The organism is Acinetobacter sp. YH16038, assembly GCF_013417275.1.
GTDB lineage: Bacteria > Pseudomonadota > Gammaproteobacteria > Pseudomonadales > Moraxellaceae > Acinetobacter.
Genome location: NZ_VPEG01000031.1, coordinates 1 through 23,391 on the forward strand (window position 1 = coordinate 1; position 23,391 = coordinate 23,391).

Below are 23,391 nucleotides of genomic sequence, written 5' to 3' on the forward strand. Positions count from 1 at the left end.
GCCACGGACAGCCTGTTCTAATTCTATAGAGAATAGCTTCAATAAAATTGCGTAAATTTGAGTTGTGGTGAATGGATAAATTACGCAGAATAACTTTCAACTTTTGCCAGTGTTGATCTGTCAGCATGGTACGAGGCATAGCGAATAGTAAAATTGGGTTTGGCGATTTGATTTTACTACTTCGCTATTTTTTTAAGCTAAAAGTGTCAACACACCCTAGTAAAACTAAATCTTCTAACCCCTAATATCAAAATGTCGACTAGAACAACAAATTCATATTTCTTCCAATTTGCTTCACTTTTAAAATGAAGTTTTTTTATTTCTACTGCTTGTTTTTGCTCATTAAATACACAAAAATATCAACATGAGACTAAAAGCATGTAATTCATTACCGAAATAAAACCGCTTTATATTGTAGTCTTTAGTGGATAGTTTAATTAATTGTTAATAATGGCAAAGGTGAGGAATAAAAATGCTTAAACTTAAAAAAGTCATACATTTTCTGTTTTCTCATGATGAGCCAACAGGTTCGGAAATAGAAAATTATATTTCTGAAGCAGACACCTATTATCTGGAAGCTGTACAGTTTGAAAAGCTTTGCCATATTTTAAAGCAACGCCAAGCTGAACAATTTCAAATTACGCAGCTAGAGCAGCAAGAAAATTATCAACGCAATGCTTTCTGGAACTACTTAAGTGCAGCCACGCGTGGACACGCCGAAGCGCAATATAGACTGGGTAAACACTTTCTTAAAGGTAGTCTAGGTTTAGATCAGAATTATTTTCATGCTGAGGAATGGCTGAATAAGGCTAAACAGCAAGGTCATTTAAAAGCTGCACAACTGTTATCAAATACTTATAGCCAAATGAGTGTCCAATATTAAAGAAAAAAACCAGCCCGAAAGCTGGTTTTTTTATGCGCTTTGATTAAGCACCAATTTTGCGATATTTCTGACGCTTCGCTGCCAGATCATCGCCATATTTCTTACGGCGATACTCTTCAAACTCGGTATAGTTACCGGTGAAGAATTCTGGAGTCTCATCTTCAAATGACAAGATGTGAGTCGCAATACGGTCCAAGAACCAGCGGTCATGCGATACCACCATCACACAGCCCGGGAAGACCAGAATTGCATCTTCTAACGCACGTAAAGTTTCTACGTCCAAGTCGTTTGATGGTTCATCGAGCAAGATAACGTTCGCACCTTGTTGCAGGATTTTCGCAAGTTGTAAACGGTTACGCTCACCACCTGACAATTCGCCTACACGTTTTTGCTGATCTTGGCCTTTAAAGTTAAAGCGCCCGATATAAGCACGAGATGCAATTTCATAATCACCCACTTTAAGGATATCCAAACCGCCAGACACTTCTTCCCAAACGGTTTTATTATCATCTAGGGTGTCACGGATCTGACCCACATAAGCAACTTTTACAGAATCACCCAAAGTCACTGTACCAGTATCGGGTTGCTGTTCGCCAGTCATCATACGGAACAGTGTAGTTTTACCTGCACCGTTTGGACCTACGATACCGACAATCGCTGTTGGTGGTACTGTGAAAGACAGGTCTTTATACAGTAATTTGTCACCAAATGATTTACTGATCCCTTCAACTTCAACCACCTTGTTGCCCAGACGTGGACCAGGTGGAATGTAGATTTCAGAAGTTTCGTTACGTTGCTGGAATTCACGAGAGTTAAGCTCTTCGAAACGTTCCATACGTGCTTTGTTTTTCTTCTGCTGGCCTTTCGCATTTGAACGAACCCATTCAAGCTCTTTTTTCAATGCTTTAGCAAACGATTCTTCCTGCTTGTTCTCTTGTTCTAAACGCGCATTTTTCTGTTCCAACCAAGAAGAATAGTTACCTTGGTAAGGAATACCATGTCCACGGTCAAGCTCCAGAATCCACTCGGCCACGTTATCCAGGAAGTAACGGTCGTGCGTAATCGCCACGATAGTACCCGGGAAGTCTTTCAGGAAGCGTTCCAGCCAAGATACAGATTCTGCATCCAAGTGGTTGGTTGGTTCGTCAAGAAGCAACATGTCTGGTTTAGACAGCAGCAAACGGCACAATGCCACACGACGGCGTTCACCACCTGAAAGCATGGTTACATCTGCATCCCATGCTGGCAGGTTCAATGCTGCTGCAGCCTGTTCCAGCTGGTTATTCAGGTTATGCGCATCCCAAGTCTGGATAATCGCTTCCAGTTTTTCCTGCTCTTTTGCTAGTGCATCGAAGTCTGCATCTGGATCTGCATAGTCTGCAAATACCTGATCAAGGCGTTCTAATGCATCAAGTGCCTCACGTACGCCGTCTTCAACGTTGCCACGAACGTCTTTGGTTGGATCAAGTGGTGGTTCTTGCTCGAGGTAACCAATTTTGATACCCGGTTGCGCACGCGCTTCACCAGAGAAATCTTTATCTACGCCCGCCATAATACGAAGCAAAGTAGATTTACCTGCACCGTTCAGACCAAGCACACCAATTTTTGCGCCTGGGAAAAATGATAAGGAGATATCCTTGAGGATTTCGCGCTTTGGCGGAACCATCTTGGACACTCGGTTCATCGTATAAATATATTGGGCCACGTAGGACTCCTCAATTGAAAAACCAAATGGGGGAAGAAACAAACTCCCCCTGCTCAATCATGAGCGAAAAAATAATCGGCTATTATACGCAGAAAGTCTTCAAAACATAAGCCATTCACGTGAAGTTAATGCCTTGTTACAAGTTTAATCCTGTTTATTTTTCAAACAGCATTTCTGACACCTAAACTTGCATTATTTTATTGATGCTATATCGTTAATTAAGATATTCATTTGAATAAATATGCACTTTTCTTCATATTTCAAGTGCTAATATTTGAGCAGTTTCATTACAGCTAAAAACACAAGAAGACCAACGATCATGACTCATAAAGCAGAAACTTTAGCGATTCACGCAGGCTATAGCCCGGAACCTACTACTAAAGCTGTGGCAGTGCCAATTTATCAAACCACCTCATATGCCTTTGACAATACTCAGCACGGTGCCGATCTGTTTGACCTGAAAGTTCAGGGCAATATTTATACCCGCATTATGAACCCTACCACAGCGGTGCTAGAACAACGTATTGCAGCTCTGGAAGGCGGGATTGGTGCGCTGGCATTGGCTTCGGGTATGGCTGCGATTACCTATGCGATTCAGACCATTGCTGAAGCGGGTGACAATATTGCTTCGGTGTCCACTTTATATGGTGGCACCTATAACCTGTTTGCGCATACGCTGCCTAAACAAGGGATCGAAGTTCGCTTCTTTGATTATCAAGACCCGGAAGCATTACGTGGCCTAATTGATGACAAGACCAAACTGGTTTTTGTGGAATCAATTGGTAACCCGCTGGGTAATATTATTGACCTCGAAGCGATTTCCAAAATTGCCCATGAATATGGCGTACCAGTCATCGTCGACAATACTGTAGCGACACCAGTCCTACAGAAATCTTTTGATTTCGGTGCCGACATCGTGGTGCATTCACTCACCAAATACATTGGCGGTCATGGTAATTCGATCGGCGGTATTATCGTGGATAGTGGCAAGTTCCCATGGGGGCAACATGCTGAACGTTTCCCTGCTCTGAATACACCTGATCCGAGTTATCATGGTGTGAATTATGTTGAAGCTTTAGGTGAAGCGGCGTATATCGCGCGTGCTCGCGTCGTACCTCTGCGTAATACCGGGGCAGCGATCAGCCCGCAAAATGTATTTTTAATTCTGCAAGGCTTGGAAACTTTGAGCCTACGTATGGAACGTCATACTGAAAATGCGCTGAAGGTTGCAGAATATTTGCAACAACATCCAAAAGTAAAATGGGTCAATTATGCCGGTCTGAAAGATCACCCGCAGCATGCTTTGGCACAAAAATATGTGAAAGGTAAACCGTCTGCCATTCTGACTTTTGGTGTAGAAGATGGCCGTGAAGGCGGTGCCCGTTTTATCGATGCCCTGCAACTGTTCACCCGTCTGGTCAATATTGGGGATGCTAAGAGTCTCGCCTGCCACCCGGCAACCACCACCCACCGCCAGCTTAATCCTGAAGAGCTCAAATCGGCTGGTGTAAGTGAAGATATGGTACGTTTATCGATCGGGATTGAACACATTGATGACCTGATTGCGGATCTGGAACACTCTCTCGCAGCAGTTTAAGCCTCATTTTAAAGCAGAAAACTCCAGCAAAAATGCTGGAGTTTTTTTATTTATTTTTTGAATACAATCACTTGCTTTGTGATTTATTTTCATGATAAAAATCAATTGAAACGGCGAACACAAATAGAGCAATTACTCTAATTTTTATTTTATTTTCAATAGTTTAATGTATAGATTTTCTTAAATAATTAGTTATCATATTAGTACTCATCTTCGCTCTTATCTTTGTTAGAGCCATCTTTGATTTTTTAATAAAAATAATTTGAACGCAGTCTTCAAATTAGGGATAACAAACGTGAAAACTAGACTACAGAAACAATTGGAAAAACGTATTGCAGGTAAAACTGTTCTCATTACAGGCGCATCCAGTGGTATAGGTTTAACGACGGCACATCAGCTGGCAGATGCTGGCGCACATGTTTTACTAGTCGCGCGTACCAAAGACACCCTAGAACAAGTAAAAAAAGAAATTGAATCCAAGGGCGGTAAAGCTTCAGTATTTCCATGTGATCTCAACAACATGGAATCCATTGATGAAGTGTCCAAACAGATTATTGCTTCAGTCGATCATATCGACATCCTGATTAACAATGCGGGCCGCTCGATTCGCCGTGCGGTGCATGAATCAGTAGATCGTTTTCATGATTTTGAACGTACCATGCAGCTAAATTATTTTGGTGCTGTACGTCTGGTGATGAATATCCTGCCGCAAATGATGATTCGCCGTGCAGGTCATATCATCAATATCAGCTCGATTGGTGTATTGGCGAATGCTACCCGCTTCTCGGCTTATGTCGCATCTAAAGCCGCACTGGATGCTTTCAGCCGCTGTCTGTCTGCAGAAGTCCATTCACATAAAATTGCGATCACTTCGATTTATATGCCTTTGGTTCGTACGCCAATGATTGCACCGACCAAGATTTATAAATATGTGCCTACCCTGTCTCCGGAACAGGCAGCCGAACTGATTGCTTATGCGATTGTGAAACGTCCGAAGAAAGTGGCGACCAATTTGGGACGTCTGGCTTCGATTACCTATGCGATTGCACCAGACATTAACAATGTCCTGATGTCGATCGGTTATAACCTGTTCCCAAGCTCTTCAGCATCAGTGGGTCAGCCGCAAAAACTGAACTGGGTACAAAAGGCCTATGCGCGGATCTTCCCGGGCGAGCACTGGTAATTTCTTCAAGAATATTCTGGCCGCCTAAGGGCGGCTATTTTATTTCTGCACTTTAGAGATTCAGTCGCTCAGGTTTATAATCTGAATGCGCCTAAAGACACATCCTGTCTTTTCAGGCACAGATTTTTGCCGCAAATGCGTCGAGATCACGTACACTATGGACGGATATTTCCTATCCATCTTTTTATATTCTGATTCAATTAATGGAAACCCTTATGAACAACGTGCAATGGCTCGATGAAGTAAAATTTAACGAACAAGGTCTGATCCCTGCCATTGCCCAGCACCATCAAACCGGTCGTGTATTGATGGTCGCCTGGATGAACCGTGAAGCGCTGGCTTTAACTGCTGAAAAAAATCAGGCGGTATATTTCTCCCGCTCACGTAACAAGTTATGGCATAAGGGTGAAGAATCTGGCCATTTCCAGACTGTACATGAAATCCGTCTGGACTGTGATGCTGACGTGATTATTTTACAGATTGAACAGCATGGTGGTATTGCCTGCCATACTGGTCGTGAATCATGTTTCTACCGTAAACTGACACCGAATGGCTGGGAAATTGTGGATGTACAAATCAAAGATCCTGCTGCAATTTACGGTGAAAAATCAACAAATCCACATACCCTTGCTATGAATGCCTCAACTGCTCAGTCTGAACAGGTTGAAGTATTATCATACTTGGGCGAGATGATGGCAGAGCGTAAGAAAGCTGATCCGGAATCCTCTTATGTGGCCAAGCTGTACCATAAAGGTTTAAACAAGATTCTGGAAAAAGTCGGTGAAGAAAGCTTTGAAACCGTGATCGCGGCTAAAGATTTCAAAACTGAAGCCTCTGAAGACAACAAGAATGACCTGATCTATGAAGTAGCTGATCTGTGGTTCCATACCATTGTCATGCTTGGTTATTTTGACCTTGATCCACAACTGGTCCTGAATGAACTGGCACGCCGTCAGGGTCTATCCGGTCTGGTTGAAAAAGCCAATCGTCAACATTAAGTCGTGAATGAATCTACCTGTGTCTGATCTGCAAAAACCCAAAGCGACCTATGAGCAGGCCACTGCCATTGATAACGCACGTCTGGGAAAATCTTTTAAAGTCATTGCCTATGCGGGCACAGGTAAAACTACGACCCTGCAAATGATCAGTGATGCCATGCCGGAACGGCGCGGCATGTATCTGGCGTTTAATAAATCCATTGCCTCAGAAGCACAAAACAAGTTTCATCGTGGTGTCGACTGCCGTACTTTCCACTCCCTGGCTTTTCGCAGTGTTCCACGTGGAGTCACGGATAAACTACGCCTACCGCGTTTAAGTCCAAGCTTTATTGCCAAAGAATATCGCCTTGAACCGATGACCTTGCGCCGGATGATGGGCGGACGTTATGAAAAATATGTACTGATGCCTTCGCGTCTGGCCAGTCTGGTCGCGAATGCAGTTGGCTATTTCTGCTCAACCAGTTCGCAATATCCCGCCCCGCGACATATTCAGGCACCGAGCTGGCTACACCCAGATGATATTGAAGCATTGCAAAAGAAACTTTATCCAGCAGTTGAACGGCGTTGGTTAGAGTCAATTGATCCCAATCATCAGGCCGGGATTGGGCATGATATTTACCTGAAACTTTGGGCATTGTCTGAGCCCAATATTCCTGCCGACTATGTGCTGTTTGATGAAGCACAGGATGCCGATCCGCTAATGCTTGGAATTTTGCTAAAACAGCGTAGCACTCAGGTCATCTATGTCGGCGATGCGCACCAGCAAATTTATGCCTGGCGTGGCGCAGTGAATGCCATGCAGCAGCTGCCGCTACCCGAATCTCGTCTGACCACTTCCTTCCGTTTCGGGCCTGAAATTGCGCTGAATGCTAATGCGATTTTAGGAGCATTGAATGAAACCGTGCCCCTACTCGGCAATCCGCACTTAAATTCCAAAGTGGTCAATAAACCGCACACTAAACTACGCGATGCGATTCTATGCCGGACCAATGCGCGTGCTATGGAACTATTACTTGCCGGTTTAGTACGTGGCGATAAAGTCAGCCTGCAAGCGGATCATGTCAAACTGAACCGTTTTGTTGATGCCGCTGCGATGCTGAAACAGGGCAAGCGTGTGGTTGATGTGCCTGAACTGGCCTGGTTTAACTCATGGCATGATGTACACGAATACTGTGAGACCAATGAAGGCAGTGATATCAAGCCTTTAGTCAAACTGGTTGATGAACATGGCACTGATCCCCTGAAAACTGCCCTCGCCAAAATCACCCCAATCGGACAAGCGGACTACATCATCTCTACCGCGCATAAGGCCAAAGGTCTGGAATGGGATCGTGTGCATATTGAAGATGACTACCAGTTCAAGCTGAATGAGAAAGACCATAAAATTAGTGACGAAGAGTTACGTCTGCTTTACGTGGCCTGTACTCGTGCTAAAGTAAGCTTAAATATTCATCACATTTATGACCTCATTCAACAACTGAAAATCAGGATGCCACAGTCACTGCGCCAAGCCGTTGGCTAAGGTAAAACATAGATGTAAAAATCACGCTACAGGTGATCCATGCACATCGAAAAAATACAACTCAAACATGCTCTGCACTTTTCTAATATCCAGCTCGATTTTGATCTGCAAAAAACACCTGTGACTTTAATTCTGGGTGATCAGGGTTCGGGTAAAACCACCTTGCTGCGCTTGAGTTATCAGGCTTTGACCTGGTTTTCTGCACGTTTTCGCGACTTGCGTACCGCAGGTTTAAGTATGCTGGATCAGGATATCCTGCAAAACCGCCTGCAATCCAAAATTGATATCCAGGTGCGTTTTCCTGACGATTTGAGGTCATTGCCTGAATCAGCACAGGGAGAAGCAGCCCCTACCCAATCCTGTTCCTGGCAGTTATATAAAACCTTAAATAGTCAGGGCATTGGCTTTGCCAAAGCGGAAACCCAGCAACTCGATACCATGGTGAATCTTTATCAGAAGGCAAGACAACATGACCCTTTGCTCGGCCTGCCTATGGTCGCCTATTATCCGGCTGAACGCTTCGTCAATGAAATCAATTTACTCAGCAAAAATAATCAGGCCGTTTTTCAGACTGCGCATGCCTATGAAATTACTGCTATCCCTTTTACGACTTTTGCACGTTTCTTTGAATGGTTTCGTGAAATCAGTGATATTGAAAATGCACAAAGTGCCAAGATCATTGACCAGATTCTAGATCAGGCGCTACAGCAATCGGATGATATACAAGCAGATCAGCTGGTCCAGCAAATTGAAAAAGCTAAAGCACATATGCATACACCGAGCCTGACTGCCTTGCGTGAAGCTTTATCCATTGTACTACCAGAACTTAGCCAGATTTATCTGGACTACCAGCCCAAGCTGCAATTGATGGTGCGTTATCAGGATCACACCTTTAGCTTTCAGCAGTTGTCGAGCAGTATCCGGAACTGGATTGCACTGGTGGGAGATGTTGTACGGCGCCTTTGTCTGCTTAATTCGCACAGCTTATTTCCCTGTCAGGAAGGTACTGGCATTTTACTGATTGATGAAATTGATCATCAACTGGATCAGGACATGGCCGCCGTCATTTTACCGCGTCTGCATCAGGCGTTTCCTAACTTGCAGATTGTTGTGACTGGAAACCGGCCGGAATTGCTGGAGCAGGCTCAGGATTTTCAGTGTCTAAAACTGGAAAATAAACAGTTGCATCCCATCCATCTAAATCCAATGCAGGTTCAGTATGATCATTTTTATGCAGAGTTGCCGCTTGAGATGAGCCAGAATCATTCAGATATAGAAAAAGTTGAAGATGCACTTCAGGAACCAGAAATAGTCAACTTGACGGCTCAGTCTGTTTTGCAACTGATTCAGGAACAGCTAAGCACAGAACAGCAGCAAGAACTTTTACAACTGTTGAGTCAGGATAATTCACAAAGCCTGCCTCAATCTTCTTAACTAGTGCTGAAACGATAATGCAATTTAAAAATTAAAATCAGGATGCAAGAATAGGTTTTGATTTTCTGCATTTCTGATCAAGAAGTTATAAATTTTTATCAATAAATGCAGGGAGTTTGATCTTTATTTTCGGTCAAATTTGTACGAGATGTTCAAGCATGCACCCCATATCAAAACCAAGCTTACGTATAATCTACAAGTTCTACATAAAAACATTGATGTTGTGGTTATCCTGTAATATGATCGGTTTTACTTGCAATTTTCGTTGTAAAATCGGAATTTGCTATCGTTTATAAGTTGCGCAATACAACTGTTTTATTCTGTTTGAATATCATTCTGGCTTTCAAGATCGAGAAGTTTTGGGTCGCTCTTTGCGGTCCTGTAATCCTTGAAAGATAAAGATTCACCCTAGGTTGACCTTAACCTATATCACGACAATGGATACGAGTGTGCTGCCAATTATTATATTGTTACCGTTAGTATTAGGCACAACCCTTGTCTCGTGGCTGAAGCAATTTTCACGCGGGGTAACGGCTTTAGGAGCAATTGCCGTCAGCCTCAGCAGTTTCTTATTACTGTTGAGTCAGGCGCCTGCTGTATTTAATGGAACGGTAATTACCCAGACCTGGTCCTGGCTACCCCAGCTTGGAATCGATTTCAGTTTCCGGCTGGATGCTTTGGGCATGCTGTTTGCTCTGCTGATTAGTGGGATTGGTACCCTGATTTATATCTATGCCTATTACTATCTCAGCCCTAAAAACTCCCTGAGTAAACTGTATTTCCTGCTGATGCTGTTTATGGCAGCGATGCTCGGCATTTCATTGTCTAATAATCTTCTGATTCTCCTGATCTTTTGGGAACTCACCAGTATTTCTTCCTTTCTGCTGGTTGGTTACTGGAGCAATTACGAAGCGGCCCAACGCGGCTCACGCATGGCTCTAACCATTACCGGCATGGGCGGCTTATCTATGCTGGGTGGTTTTATTCTACTCGGACAGATGACGGGTACCTATCAGATTGACCAGATCCTGATGATGGGCGAACAGATTCAGGCACATGCCCTATTTGTACCGACATTATTATTAATTTTACTCGGTGCTTTTACCAAAAGTGCGCAGTTCCCGTTTCACTTCTGGTTACCAAATGCCATGGCAGCACCGACGCCGGTGTCTGCCTATCTGCACTCTGCCACCATGGTTAAAGCGGGCCTGTTTTTAGTCGCACGTTTATTGCCAATTTTTGCAGGCGCGGCACTGTTCCATAATATTGTTACTTTTATCGGGTTATTTACCCTGTGTGTGGCAGCGTTCTTTGCCATCTTTAAAGAAGATCTGAAAGGTCTGTTGGCCTATTCAACTATTAGCCACTTGGGCCTGATCATGTGTTTGCTGGGTATTGGCTCACCACTGGCCGTGGCAGCAGCAATTTTCCATATCATTAACCATGCAACCTTTAAAGCTGCCCTATTCATGATTGCCGGGATCATTGACCATGAATCCGGTACCCGGGATCTGCGAAAATTGTCTGGTCTTTGGCAAATGCTGCCTTTTACCGCAACACTGACCATGATCACCGCCGCCTCCATGGCTGGTATTCCATTAACCAATGGTTTCTTGTCCAAGGAAATGTTCTTTACCGAACTGGTCGCAAACTTAAGTGGCCCAGTCATGATCGGTGCAGCTATTGCAGGAACACTGGCCGGGATTTTCGCTGTCACCTATTCGATTCGTCTGGTACATGGCGTGTTTTTTGATGGTCCATTAGGCCAGCAAGTCCCAAATAAAGCTGCGCATGAGCCACCATTTGGTATGCGTGCACCGGCTATTTTACTGGCTTTCCTGTGTATCGCAGTCGGCCTGTTACCAGGATTACTGGTCGAAAAGATTGTAAATAGTACCACACAAGCGTCAACCCAGAATTTCGCCTTTGAAGGCACTCACCTCGCCCTCTGGCACGGTATTAATCTGCCTTTGGTGATGAGTATTATTGCAATATTCGGCGGTGCGATTTTCTATTTTGCACTGGCTAAAGGCGGCGCAATCCGGGAAATTGATCTGGATCCAAAACTCGGCAAATTGCAAGGCCGTGTACTGTTTGATCTGTTCCTGAAAAATCTGTTAATGAATTCAAGACGTTTCCGCCGAGCGACTGAAAATGGCAAATTGCAAAGTTACATTTTGTGGATTGTGCTGTTTACCATTGGTCTGGTGGGCTATCCACTCGTCGTCAATGGGATCGACACCGGTAGCCGCGAACTGACCCATGCTCCAGTGCTTGCCATCGTTCTATGGTTAATGCTGTTCTCTGCCTGCTGGATGATGCTGTGGTTCCATCATGAACGGATTAAAGCCATCCTGATCAGCGGTGCAGTCGGTCTAGTCGTCACCATGGTTTTCATTGGTTTTTCGGCACCCGATCTGGCTTTGACCCAGATTACAGTCGATGTAGTAACGACGGTTCTGCTACTAATGAGCCTGTCACTCCTGCCACAACTCACACCTTATGAATCCAGCCCGACCCGACGCTGGCGAGATGCAGTGATTGCGGTCTGCGGGGGTCTAGGAATTGCAACAGTTGCCTGGCTAGTTATGACACGTGACCATAATTCAATTTCCTGGTTCTTCATCCAACAATCGATTCCGCTTGGTGGCGGTACAAACGTCGTCAACGTAATTCTGGTCGATTTCCGTGGTTTCGATACCTTTGGCGAGATTACCGTACTCGGGATTGCCGCCATTGGTGTACTAAGTCTGATGGATGGTATGCGTGCTCATGGCACCACCATTACCCAAGGCCTGACTTACCGTTTTAACCCCTCCCCTTTGATGCTAAGAATTACTGCATCATGGATTTTGCCGGTAGCACTGGTGGTGAGTCTGTATATCTTTATGCGCGGCCATAATCTTCCGGGTGGCGGTTTTATTGCCGGTCTGGTCACCTCATTGGCCTTGATCATTCAATACGTTGCCATTGGTCAGGATCATGCAGAAAAAATGCTGGGAGCTAAATCTGGACGTCTCTATGAAATCTGGATTGGCGTCGGCCTGACTATTGCTGGCCTGACTGGCATCGCAGCCTGGTTCTGGTCACGTCCTTTCCTGACCAGTGCCCATATTCATGTTCATCCACCATTACTTGGCGATATGCATCTGGCTTCTGCCGCGCTATTTGATGTCGGTGTCTATGTCACTGTAGTCGGGGCGACCATGCTGATGATTTCCGTTCTGGGTGACTCCCGTCACTCCAGTATGACTGGCCCAGTACCAAGAGGATAATAGAATGATTAGTTTAGAACTTTTATTAGCCTCAGCAATTGGCCTACTTACTGCCACCGGGATCTATCTGATTCTGCGGGCACGTACCTTTCCGGTCGTCCTTGGACTGGCCATGATTGGTTATGCAGTGAACCTGTTTTTATTTGCCATGGGCCGTATTCAGATGAATTCGCCTGCAGTGCTCACCGAAGCCACGCAGGTCACCGATCCTTTACCTCAGGCCTTGGTTTTAACCGCAATTGTAATTGGTTTTGCCACCACCGCCTTTATTGTACAGCTGGCCTTACGTAGCCGTTATGAATCAGGAACAGATCACGTTGATTCCAAAGAAGAGATACCGCAACATGACCCACGTGAGGATGAGCCGTAATGACTGATCTTCTCAACTTCTTGAATCAACACACCCCTATTTTCAGTATTCTTTTACCGGCGTTTACTGCCTTTATTTTAGTACTGTTAGGTAACCCAGGTTCTGGTTCTCTGATTACCGACTGGCGTCAGCCGTGGCGTCGTGGCGTGAGTCATATTTCGACTCTATTGGGTTTGATTATGGCGATTGGCTACCTGATCAATAGCAGCCAAGGGCAAATTAATGTCTACACTTTAAGTGAATGGGCTGCCCCTTTTGGTATTGTGCTGGTCTTGGACCAACTCTCTGCCTTGATGCTGGTACTGACCTATACACTCGCTTTGCCAATCGTTTGGTATGCCAGCAAAGAATGGGATATTCGCGGGCGCTATTTCCACGCCATGGTCCATTTTCTATTAATGGGGCTTAGTGGTGCCTTTCTGACCGGTGACTTGTTTAACCTGTTCGTGTTCTTCGAGATCCTGTTAATGGCCTCCTATGTCCTACTTTTGCATGGGCAAGGCAAGGCACGCTTCCAGCTCGGTGTGCATTATGTGGCTATTAACCTGCTCGCTTCTGCCATGTTCCTGATCGGACTCGGCATGATTTATGGCAGTGTCGGCAGTCTGAATATGGCTGATGTCGCTAGACTGATGCCAACTTTGACAGGCGATGAACATAAGCTGGCCGTTGCAGGCGGACTGATGCTATTTGTGGTGTTCGGGATCAAGGCAGCCATGTTACCGGTAGGCCTGTGGCTTCCTAAAACGTATGCTGTTGCAACTACTCCGGTGGCTGCCCTGTTTACCATCATGACCAAAGTCGGGATCTACGCAATTATCCGGGTCAATGGTACTGTATTTGATGATGAATACAGTCATCAGATTCTGATGAACTGTCTGCTGGTCATTGGGGTGATTACTTCACTCTATGGCGCATTTGGTGCCATTGGGACTGAACGTCTACGCCGTTTTGTCGGCTTTATGATCCTGTCTTCAGTCGGCACCATTCTGATTGCGATTGCCATGAACAGTACCCAAGCCTGGGCAGGTGCCTTGTATTATATGGTGCACAGTACCCTGATTGGCGCAGCGTTTTATATCCTGTGTGGCTGGATTACTTCACAACGCGGTGAATTTAAAGATCACTTTAAAATTGCCCCACAGATGAAACAGAATAAGCTGGTTTCTATTGTGTATTTCATCATTGCCTTGATGATGGCCGGCTTGCCACCTTTCAGTGGCTTCTTCGGTAAAGTGTTTATCCTGCAAGCTTCAGGACAGTCTGAACATCAAATGCTGATTATCTTTACGGTTCTACTGGTCAGCTTACTAAGTATTCTGGCTTTTACCCGGGTCGGTTTTATTCTGTTCTGGCGTTCAAGCCGACCAGAACAGGATGAAAATTCTGAAGAATTCAGCAAATATGAATCCTTGCCCAGCAAGGCACCAGCACGGAATGACCGGGTTATTTATCTATTATTGCTCAGTCTGACAGCCTACGTTGTTTTTGCTGCACCGATTTATCAATATAATTATCAGACCGCAGCACAGATTAAGACCAATCCGATTTATGAAGCAGCATTATTAAAACGTGATGCTGAAGGTAAGTTCATCAGTGTACAGCCATTTGATCCGGGTTATTTACCAGAAACCAAATACGGTGGTGAAACGCCTGATCCAAATGCGCACCTGATTCCTTATGTCATTTCAGAAAATACCTTAAATGGCGATCATATTTCTGAATTTAAACAGCGTCAGATTGATAAGCAGTATATTGAACAGAACAAATACGACGACAATCAACTTAAACCGGCGGAGGGTCTTTAATGGCTGAATCATTACTTCAACGCTGGTTCCCACATCCTTTCGTTTCGGTCATTGTGGCGATGAGCTGGATCATGCTGGCCCATAATATGGAAGCCGGCACACTCCTTATGTCAATATTTCTGGCGATCTTAATTCCGAGAATGGTCGCCCCTTTTATTGATTACACACCGAATATCCGGTGGGTGCCAGCGATGCGCCTGTTTTGGGTCGTTGTTTGGGACATCATTGTCGCTAATATTAAAGTCGCGATTCTGGTGCTGGGACCGACCAAAAATCTGCATCCCAAATGGTTCCGGGTACCTCTGGATACCGAACATGAAGAAGTGAATACTTTACTGGCGATGATAATTACCACGACACCTGGTACAGTTTCTGCGGGGATTGATCAGGACCGTGGCGATATTCTGGTGCATGCCTTAAGCACGGATGATGAAGAGGCCGAAATTGAAACTATTAAACAGCGCTATGAACAACCATTGATTAAAATTTTTAGCGCACAATCAGGAGCTGAAGCATGACCATTCTGCCATATGCATTGCTGATTTGTCTGGGTGCTGTCACGATTTCCATGTTGCTGTGTCTGATCCGGCTGGTTATGGGCCCATCAATCGTTGACCGTTTGCTGGCACTGGACACCCTATTTTTAAATGCAACCTGTCTGGTGGTGATTCTGGGAATCTACTGGAGCAGCACTTTCATGTTTGAAGGTGCCCTACTGGTGGCCATGCTGGGCTTTGTTTCTACCGCTGCCCTTGCCCGCTATTTCACCACTGGACATGTCATCGACTAGGAGTTTTTAAATGCCTTTAATTTTAGAAATACTAGTTTCGATTTTTTTATTGATTGGCGCGTTTTTTATGCTGGTGGGTGGCATTGGGATGATACGTCTACCCGACCTTTTTATGCGTCTGCATGCACCGACTAAATCCAGTACCTTAGGCTTGGGAAGCTTTCTGATCGCTTCTATTATTTTTTCGGCTATCTATGGTCGTTTAGGTTTTGCTGAAGTACTGATTACCTTGTTTGCGTTCATTACTGCACCGGTATCTGCCAACCTGATGGCGCAAGCGGCCTTGCATTTACGTTTGCGCTCGATGAGTGGTGAAGTGCCAGAAACTCTGGAACGTCCATTGCCTTGGCAGAAAACCCGCCGTCGTGCATTTTATGAAAAGAAAATGAATGACCAGGATTCAAAGTAATAGTTAGCCAGTTCTACTTAAAAGTTCAACAATAAAAAAGCCACCCTAAGGTGGCTTTTTTATTGCGCTTTATAAAAGCTTATTCTTCATCTTTCTTGTCTTCAGCAGGAGGTAAATCCTTCACTGCTTCAGCAATCAGACCAAACATATAGTTACCATATGCATTGGTTTTGTCGTAATGGAAACGTAGACGAGGTGTAATACGTGTCTTGATCCGACGGCTCAGTTCATGACGCAAGAACCCGGATGCCTTATTCAGGACATCGAGTGTTTCTTTATTTGCCGCTTCACTTTGCTCATCACCAAGTTCACGACCCATTACTGTGACATAAACTTCAGCATATCCTAAGTCTGGGCTCACCTTCACGGCTGAGATGGTCACCAGACCACCCAGACGTGGATCTTTCAGCTCCTGACGGATCAGTTCGGACAACTCGCGTTGTACCGTATCCGCCATACGCTTCAGACGTTGACTACCCGCCATTAAAGACTCCGTTTAATCAATTGCACATCATACACTTCGATCTTGTCGAGAGGTTTGATGTCTTTATAGCCTTTCACCGCAAGACCACATTCCATACCGGCACGAACTTCTTCCACCACTTCTTTGTAGCGACGAAGAGATTCTAGCTCGCCCTGGAAGATCACCACGTCATCACGTAATACGCGAATCGGTTTATTACGGTGTAATACGCCTTCAAGTACCATACAGCCTGCTGCAGCACCAAATTTGCTTGAATGGAACACTTCACGTACTTGAGCAACACCCAAGATGGTTTCACGGTGTTCAGGAGCCAGCTTACCGCTCATCGCTGCTTTCACGTCATCAATCAATTGATAGATCACTGAGTAGTAACGAATGTCGATACTGTCTGCATCTGCTTTTTGACGTGCAGTATTGTCGGCACGTACGTTAAAGCCAAGAAGAACCGCTTCTGAAGATTCAGCAAGTGTGACGTCAGATTCAGTAATCGCACCTACACCCGAACCGATGATACGTACTTTTACTTCATCCGTTGAAAGCTCAGCCAATGCAACATGAAGTGCTTCCAATGTACCGCGTACATCAGTTTTCAGCACTACGTTAACGATCGGCACATCTTTTTTGCCCATAGACGCCATGATGTTTTCAAGACGCATTGCAGATTGACGTTCAAGACGTTTTTGACGTTCACGATCCATACGCGCATCGGCAACTTCACGTGCTTTCTTCTCGTCATTCACAACAAGAACTTCGTCACCTGCCATCGGTGCTTCTGGAAGACCCAGAATTTCGACTGGAATCGAAGGACCTGCAGACTTGATACGTTTACCGTTTTCATCGGTCATGGCACGAACGCGGCCATAAGATGAACCAGCAAGTACCAGGTCACCCACTTTCAGCGTACCGTTTTGAACCAGAATAGAAGTCACTGCACCGCGGCCTTTATCAACACGCGCTTCAATCACAACACCTTGCGCCGCACCTTCTTCAGACGCTTTCAATTCAAGCAATTCAGACTGAATTAAAATCAGGTCAAGAAGTTCGTCAATACCCGCACCAGTATGTGCAGATACTTTCGCTACAGGAACGTCACCGCCCCATTCTTCAGGTACGATTTCTTTGGTGGTCAATTCGTTCAATACACGATCTGGATCAGCAGAGTCTTTATCCATCTTGTTGATTGCAACAATGATTGGCGTACCTGCTGCACGTGCGTGATCGATTGCTTCTGCAGTTTGTGGCATCACACCATCATCTGCTGCAACAACCAGGACTACGATATCAGTCGCTTTGGCACCACGTGAACGCATTGCAGTAAACGCTGCGTGTCCCGGAGTATCAAGGAATGTGATAATACCTTTATCCGTGGTTACATGGTAAGCACCGATATGCTGGGTAATACCCCCTGCTTCGCCTTGCGCCACTTTGGCACGACGGATACGGTCAAGAAGCGATGTTTTACCATGGTCAACGTGACCCATGATCGTAACAACTGGCGCACGAGTAGTTTGCGCACCACGTGCTTCTTCAGCCTGTTCAAGCAGGTTATCTTCGACTGCAGTTTCAGAAACCAGTACCGGGTTATGGCCCATTTCTTCAACCACAAGTGCCGCGATTTCCTGATCGATCGCCTGGTTTTGAGTAACCAGTTCACCCATTTTCATCAGTGACTTGATCACTTCACGAACCTTAACCGCCATTTTCGCAGCAAGGTCAGCAACGACAATCGTTTCACCGATTTCAACGTCATAAACCTGTTTTTTCACTGGTTTTTCAAAACCATGCTTGTTCGCTTGGCTAGATTTCAAACCGCGTTTGTGTGAGTTATCACGGAAAGACTGCTCTTCACCACGACGACCACCTTTCTTCGGTGAACGTGTATTTGAAGTGTTAGTACCACGTTTAATTTCGCGGTCTTCTTTCGCAAATGAGTCTTCATATGCCTGGCCAACCAGACCAGCAGCAAGTGGAGAATCATCAATCACACGAATAGTTGCAGTGGTATCTTCAGAAGAATACTTCGACGCCATCTTGCGCATTTGCTCAAGGGTGCGTTGTTGTGCTTCTTCAGCTGCCTTGCGACGTGCTGCTTCTTCAGCTGCTTTTAATTGAGCGGCTTGAGCTTCACGCGCTTTTTTCTGTTCTGCTGTTTCAACTTGTTTAACCGCTGCTTTCACAATCGGCTTGTTAGTTGATTTGCGTTTTACCACAACAGCTGCTTTAGGTGTTTCCTGTTTCTCAGTTTCTTGTTTCTGAGCTGCACGCATTGCTTCTAGGGCTTTGCTTGCATTGTTTGTACCTGATTTAGGTGCATCAGCAGGTTTTTTAGCTGGAGCTGACTTCTGTTCAGCTTCTGCTTTCGCTTGCTGTTCAGCTTGAGCCTTCGCTAAAGCTTCTGCTTTAATTTGTTCCGGGTCTGGCTTGACGAATGTATGTTTCTTGCGAACTTCTACATTAATCGTTTTCGCCTTACCTGAAGTACTTGCCACTTTAGCAGTACTGGTCGTTTTACGTTTCAACGTGATTTGTCCTGCATGGCCATCCGAACCTTGTGTCTTTTTCACATGATTCATTAAGCGGTCTTGTTGTTCGGTGGTAATAATATCGTCAGCTTTACGCTGTGGTAAACCTGCCTCACGAACCTGCTCTAGGAGCTTATCAACATGGCGACCCACGCTGAGTGCTAACTCTTTAATCGACTTGTCCGTCATATACTACCTCCTAGTTAAACCATGATTCGCGCGCTTTCATAATAAGTTGACCGGCCTTCTCAGCACCGAGACCTTCGATATCTTCGATATCATCAGTCGCTTGGTCAGCTAAGTCATCTACGGTTACCACACCACGAGCTGCGAGAGCTTGCGCGATCTCTGCTGTCATGCCTTCCATTGCAACAAGTTCTTCACTTGGCGCTTGTACGTTTTCTTGCTGTTGTAATGCATCAGCAAGTGCAATTTCTTTCGCACGGCTTTGCAGTAGTTCAACCAGTTCCGCATCCAGTTCGATTTCATCAAACGTTTCTGGCGGTACGTAAGCAATTTCTTCAAGCGAGGTGAAGCCCATTTCTACTAACGCCATCGCCAAATCTTCAGCAATATCCAGACGTGTAACAAACATATCCAGGTATTTTTGCGCTTCGCTTTGCTGACGTGCGTAGTACTCTTCTTCCAGCATCATGTCCAGCTTGTAGCCAGTCAATTCAGATGCCAGACGAACGTTTTGACCTTGTGAACCAATTGCACGAGCTAGCTGATCACTAGTCGCGAAAATGATGTCTGCAGTACGTGCATCTTCATCGATGACAATACTAGATACATCTGCTGGTTCTAATGCGCTTGCGATATATTGCGCAGGATCATCCGACCAAACTACCACATCAATACGCTCGCCATTGAGCTCTTGCTGTACAGCCTGGATACGTGTACCACGCATACCAATACAAGCACCCACCGGGTCAATACGGTGGTCGTTGGTTTTCACTGCAATTTTAGCACGAACACCCGGTTGACGAGCTGCGGCCTTAATTTCAATGATTTCTTCAGAAATTTCAGGAATTTCTTTTTTCATCAATGCAATCAGCATTTCCGGTTTAGCACGTGACAACAACAATTGTGCACCACGGCCTTCACGGTTAACGCTATATAGAATCGCATTTACGCGTTGTTTCGGACGAAGGATTTCCTTCGGAATCATCTCTTCACGTGCCAGATACGCTTCTGCGTTGTCACCCAAGTCAATGATAAAACCATCTTTGGTTTGTTTTTTCACTTCACCGTAGATCAGCTCACCGACTTTAGATTCATAAGCATCGGCAACCAGTGCACGTTCTGCTTCACGGATCTTCTGTACAATCACCTGTTTCGCGATCTGGGCAGCAATACGACCGAAATCGATTGATTCTACTTCCAGTTCACGGATATCGCCAATCGACCATTGTGCCGGATCAACATCAGAGATCGCATCCTGACAGGCAGGCATTTCATGATCTTCATCAGCCACCACTTCCCATTGACGGAAAGTACGATAATCACCAGTTTTACGGTCAATTTCTACACGAAGACGAGCTTCTTCCGAGTGAGTCCCCTCGTAGAATTTCTTCTTAGTCGCTGCAACCAAAGCTTGTTCTAGCGCTTCAAAAATTGCTTCACGACTTACACCTTTTTCGTTACTAACCGTTTCAACGACGGTAAGAATTTCACGTGCCATAAGTCACCTATTCGTTCAGATTCTTATTAATTGAATTAATCTTGATAGACCAAGTTTGCTTTATCGATATTGTGACTGTCGATATCCAAAATCTGTTGCTTTTCTACTTCAACTTGAATCATTTCATTTTCAAGGTCGACTGCAACCAGTTTTGCCTGGAATTTACGACGGTTATCGACGGCACTGATCAAACGCAGCGCAACCGTTTGTCCGATATAATGAGCCATCTGCTCCAGCTGGAAGAATGGACGATCCCAACCTGGTGAAGACACTTCAAGCGAATATTCACCTGAGATTGGATCATGTACATCCAGGATCGCGCCGACTTGCTGTGTGACACGTACACAGTCCTGAACCCCAATACCACGACCCTGCTCTTCTTCGCCATCTTCATTGACAACAGGTGCTGCATTTTCATCGACCGGTTTGTCGATATAGATCCGTAATAATGAACGTTTGCCTTGTGGCAGGAATTCAATCCCCCACAGATTTACATCACAGGCTTCAACTGCTGGTGCAATCAAGTCCTGAAGTGCTTGAGTTTTATTTGATAGCTTCATTTACTCTCGTCATCTGGTGCGATTTTATGATCTATTTGACCACTACAAACCAATACAAACTATAGTAGTAGTGAAACATGGAGATTTGACCAAATATTGTCGACACTACACGATAGCCAATAAAAAAGGGCGTAAATCGCCCCAATTAATGCACAATTTGAACTTTTTTCAAATCCCACTGTGCAAAAAGGCCCACCATAGTTGTGAGCCTCTTTTAAGAAACTTGGTAGCGGGAGCTGGATTTGAACCAACGACCTTCGGGTTATGAGCCCGACGAGCTACCAGACTGCTCCATCCCGCATCAACGTGCAAAAATTATATACAAAAGATGCGAACTTTTCAATCACAACCACATCATTCTGCATATTTGTTATCTGTTACTGAAAAATTGGTAGCGGGAGCTGGATTTGAACCAACGACCTTCGGGTTATGAGCCCGACGAGCTACCAGACTGCTCCATCCCGCATCAGCATACAAATAACATTCAGCTTAATATTTTACACTAAACTGCCTTTAAAGTTTGCAGCTTTAAAGGATTGGTAGCGGGGGCTGGATTTGAACCAACGACCTTCGGGTTATGAGCCCGACGAGCTACCAGACTGCTCCACCCCGCAACAACATGCAAATAATTCTTCTCAACTTAAATCAGATTTAAGCTGCCTTTTAAAAGTTTGCGTCTTTAAAAAAGGATTAATTGGTAGCGGGAGCTGGATTTGAACCAACGACCTTCGGGTTATGAGCCCGACGAGCTACCAGACTGCTCCATCCCGCATCAACAAAAGTTTTTTTAGCTGCATACACCAACTTATATTCTGGATTATAAGTTGGTGCGGAAGGGGGGACTTGAACCCCCACGCCCGAAAGCACTACCACCTCAAGGTAGCGTGTCTACCAATTCCACCACCACCGCAGCTGTGACGCATTCTAGTCGCATCACTGAAAAAAAGAAAGGTTTAATTAAAATTATTCGGTCGTTTGTGGTGCAGTTGGTGAAGTTTCAACCGGTTGCGCAGGCGCAGTTGGTGCTGATTGAATTGACGATAAACTGTACGCATTCGTGGTTTGTTTCTTGGCAAGAATCGCCAAAGTAATACTGGTCACAAAGAACAATGCGGTAAAAACTGCCGTCAAACGGGTCATGAAATTACCCGAACCTGAGGCACCAAAGATCGTTGCCGCACCGCCGCCGCCAAATGATGCACCTGCATCCGCACCTTTACCATGCTGAACTAAAATCAAGACAATCATCAAAATCGCTAAGATAATATGTACTACCAGCACAAAAGTTTGCATGCTGAACTCCTAATTATTGTGTATTTGCAAATGCTTGAGCAATTTGATGGAACGACTCAGCATTGAGTGATGCACCACCCACCAATGCCCCGTTAATGTCAGGGCAGGCTGCTAACTCTACTGCATTTTCCGGTTTTACACTACCACCATATAAAATCGCCATAGTCGCAGCATAACCTGTAATCTGGCTCAAACCCTGACGGATCTGGGCATGCATGGCCTGCGCATCTTCTGGAGAAGCTGTTTTACCGGTACCAATGGCCCAGATTGGCTCATAAGCAATCACAATATTTTTCCACTGTTCATCTTCTACCACAGTCGCGATATCGCAAATCTGTTGGAGAACCACCGCTTCTGCCTGCCCTGCTTCACGCTGTTCCAGACTTTCGCCCACACAGTAAATTACGGTTAAACCGGCATTTAAGGCATTCTTGATTTTAGTATTTAAAATCTGTGAACTTTCAGCAAAAATTTCACGACGTTCAGAGTGCCCAATCAATACATAGTGAATCTGGCTATCAGCCAATAATTCAGCACTCACTTCCCCAGTATAAGCGCCTGTCCCTGCAATACGTGATACATCTTGTGCTACGGTATATACAGGGCGATTAGCAGAAGCAAATGCAGTTTGAATTTGAGTTAAGGCAAGGGTTGTCGGCGCCACACCCAAATGACATTTCTCTGTTGAAACTGGTGCAGACTCAAGCAAGTCTTTTAAATTCTGAACCAAAGCTTGGGCATCTGCCTGCATTGGATTCATTTTCCAGTTGCCCACCACCCAAGGGGTAATCGTCGAAACCGACATAAATAACCTATTTCACTGACATATCTTGAATTGGGCACATTCTACACGGAATTGTAAAATTTAAAGAAT

20 protein-coding genes and 5 tRNA genes are annotated in these 23,391 nt (G+C 45.0%); 12 read left to right on the forward strand and 13 right to left on the reverse strand.

Annotated features, from left to right (window positions below; translation table 11 throughout):
* Nucleotides 1-139 (reverse strand): transposase (locus tag FTV34_RS13100; protein WP_145755836.1); only part of this gene is annotated, 139 nt, incomplete at its 3' end.
* Nucleotides 140-472: 333 nt separating this feature from the next.
* Here FTV34_RS13100 and FTV34_RS13105 point away from each other — a divergent pair.
* On the forward strand, nt 473-883 hold the full coding sequence (locus FTV34_RS13105) for an SEL1-like repeat protein (protein WP_180070481.1): 411 nt from the start codon (nt 473-475) through the stop codon (nt 881-883).
* A 43-nt stretch (nt 884-926) separates the two neighbouring features.
* Here the strand turns inward: FTV34_RS13105 and ettA are convergent, their stop codons facing one another.
* Nucleotides 927-2,588 (reverse strand): energy-dependent translational throttle protein EttA, encoded by a 1,662-nt coding sequence (gene ettA / locus FTV34_RS13110; protein ID WP_005233568.1) that lies wholly within the window; start codon nt 2,586-2,588, stop codon nt 927-929.
* Between the two features lie 319 nt (nt 2,589-2,907).
* Here ettA and FTV34_RS13115 point away from each other — a divergent pair, with 319 nt between their 5' ends.
* The 11 genes from FTV34_RS13115 to FTV34_RS13165 all read left to right on the forward strand — a co-directional run bounded on the left by FTV34_RS13115 (nt 2,908) and on the right by FTV34_RS13165 (nt 15,974).
* The gene (locus FTV34_RS13115; protein WP_180070483.1) at nt 2,908-4,185 is read left to right on the forward strand and encodes an O-acetylhomoserine aminocarboxypropyltransferase/cysteine synthase family protein; all 1,278 of its coding nucleotides are present in this window, start codon (nt 2,908-2,910) and stop codon (nt 4,183-4,185) included.
* A gap of 295 nt (nt 4,186-4,480) precedes the next feature.
* Complete coding sequence (locus FTV34_RS13120) at nt 4,481-5,368, forward strand: SDR family NAD(P)-dependent oxidoreductase (RefSeq protein WP_166136366.1); 888 nt, start codon at nt 4,481-4,483, stop codon at nt 5,366-5,368.
* 215 nt (nt 5,369-5,583) lie between these two features.
* Nucleotides 5,584-6,366, forward strand: coding sequence for a bifunctional phosphoribosyl-AMP cyclohydrolase/phosphoribosyl-ATP diphosphatase HisIE (gene hisIE, locus FTV34_RS13125; protein ID WP_166136369.1), 783 nt, complete (start codon nt 5,584-5,586; stop codon nt 6,364-6,366).
* A 19-nt stretch (nt 6,367-6,385) separates the two neighbouring features.
* Nucleotides 6,386-7,888 carry an AAA family ATPase gene (locus tag FTV34_RS13130; RefSeq protein WP_034590271.1) on the forward strand — a complete coding sequence of 501 codons (1,503 nt, stop codon included), beginning with the start codon at nt 6,386-6,388 and terminating at the stop codon, nt 7,886-7,888.
* A gap of 39 nt (nt 7,889-7,927) precedes the next feature.
* The gene (locus FTV34_RS13135; RefSeq protein ID WP_180070485.1) at nt 7,928-9,322 is read left to right on the forward strand and encodes an AAA family ATPase; all 1,395 of its coding nucleotides are present in this window, start codon (nt 7,928-7,930) and stop codon (nt 9,320-9,322) included.
* A gap of 437 nt (nt 9,323-9,759) precedes the next feature.
* The gene (locus FTV34_RS13140) at nt 9,760-12,597 is read left to right on the forward strand and encodes a monovalent cation/H+ antiporter subunit A (protein ID WP_180070487.1); all 2,838 of its coding nucleotides are present in this window, start codon (nt 9,760-9,762) and stop codon (nt 12,595-12,597) included.
* A gap of 4 nt (nt 12,598-12,601) precedes the next feature.
* Nucleotides 12,602-12,967 (forward strand): Na+/H+ antiporter subunit C, encoded by a 366-nt coding sequence (locus FTV34_RS13145; RefSeq protein WP_004787185.1) that lies wholly within the window; start codon nt 12,602-12,604, stop codon nt 12,965-12,967.
* Nucleotides 12,967-14,775, forward strand: a complete 1,809-nt coding sequence (locus FTV34_RS13150; protein WP_180070489.1) for a monovalent cation/H+ antiporter subunit D — start codon at nt 12,967-12,969, stop codon at nt 14,773-14,775. The genes FTV34_RS13145 and FTV34_RS13150 overlap by 1 nt, the downstream gene beginning before the upstream one ends.
* Nucleotides 14,775-15,293 carry a Na+/H+ antiporter subunit E gene (locus FTV34_RS13155; protein WP_034169751.1) on the forward strand — a complete coding sequence of 173 codons (519 nt, stop codon included), beginning with the start codon at nt 14,775-14,777 and terminating at the stop codon, nt 15,291-15,293. The genes FTV34_RS13150 and FTV34_RS13155 overlap by 1 nt, the downstream gene beginning before the upstream one ends.
* Nucleotides 15,290-15,565 carry a monovalent cation/H+ antiporter subunit F gene (locus tag FTV34_RS13160; protein ID WP_004787192.1) on the forward strand — a complete coding sequence of 92 codons (276 nt, stop codon included), beginning with the start codon at nt 15,290-15,292 and terminating at the stop codon, nt 15,563-15,565. Before FTV34_RS13155 ends, FTV34_RS13160 begins: the two co-directional genes overlap by 4 nt.
* Before the next feature lie 10 nt (nt 15,566-15,575).
* Entirely contained in the window at nt 15,576-15,974 is a 399-nt protein-coding gene (locus tag FTV34_RS13165) for a Na+/H+ antiporter subunit G (protein ID WP_005233541.1), read from the forward strand.
* 79 nt (nt 15,975-16,053) lie between these two features.
* On the opposite strand, the gene FTV34_RS13170 is transcribed toward FTV34_RS13165, so the two are convergent.
* The 11 genes from FTV34_RS13170 to tpiA all read right to left on the reverse strand — a co-directional run bounded on the left by FTV34_RS13170 (nt 16,054) and on the right by tpiA (nt 23,322).
* The gene (locus FTV34_RS13170) at nt 16,054-16,458 is read right to left on the reverse strand and encodes a ribosome-binding factor A (protein WP_004810065.1); all 405 of its coding nucleotides are present in this window, start codon (nt 16,456-16,458) and stop codon (nt 16,054-16,056) included.
* A complete protein-coding gene (infB, locus tag FTV34_RS13175) occupies nt 16,458-19,169 on the reverse strand; it encodes a translation initiation factor IF-2 (protein WP_180011351.1) in 2,712 nt (903 codons plus the stop codon). Before infB ends, FTV34_RS13170 begins: the two co-directional genes overlap by 1 nt.
* Before the next feature lie 10 nt (nt 19,170-19,179).
* Nucleotides 19,180-20,664 (reverse strand): transcription termination factor NusA, encoded by a 1,485-nt coding sequence (gene nusA, locus FTV34_RS13180; RefSeq protein ID WP_004787201.1) that lies wholly within the window; start codon nt 20,662-20,664, stop codon nt 19,180-19,182.
* Nucleotides 20,665-20,699: 35 nt separating this feature from the next.
* On the reverse strand, nt 20,700-21,224 hold the full coding sequence (gene rimP / locus FTV34_RS13185; protein ID WP_179992192.1) for a ribosome maturation factor RimP: 525 nt from the start codon (nt 21,222-21,224) through the stop codon (nt 20,700-20,702).
* Nucleotides 21,225-21,448: 224 nt separating this feature from the next.
* Nucleotides 21,449-21,525 (reverse strand) — tRNA-Met (locus FTV34_RS13190).
* An 88-nt stretch (nt 21,526-21,613) separates the two neighbouring features.
* Nucleotides 21,614-21,690, reverse strand: a tRNA-Met gene (locus FTV34_RS13195).
* Nucleotides 21,691-21,761: 71 nt separating this feature from the next.
* A tRNA-Met gene (locus FTV34_RS13200) sits at nt 21,762-21,838 on the reverse strand.
* 81 nt (nt 21,839-21,919) lie between these two features.
* Nucleotides 21,920-21,996: transfer RNA gene (locus tag FTV34_RS13205), tRNA-Met, on the reverse strand.
* Nucleotides 21,997-22,049: 53 nt separating this feature from the next.
* A tRNA-Leu gene (locus tag FTV34_RS13210) sits at nt 22,050-22,134 on the reverse strand.
* Between the two features lie 53 nt (nt 22,135-22,187).
* Complete coding sequence (secG, locus tag FTV34_RS13215; RefSeq protein ID WP_159122712.1) at nt 22,188-22,517, reverse strand: preprotein translocase subunit SecG; 330 nt, start codon at nt 22,515-22,517, stop codon at nt 22,188-22,190.
* Between the two features lie 13 nt (nt 22,518-22,530).
* Nucleotides 22,531-23,322, reverse strand: coding sequence for a triose-phosphate isomerase (tpiA, locus tag FTV34_RS13220; protein WP_159122713.1), 792 nt, complete (start codon nt 23,320-23,322; stop codon nt 22,531-22,533).
* Nucleotides 23,323-23,391 lie beyond the last annotated feature (69 nt).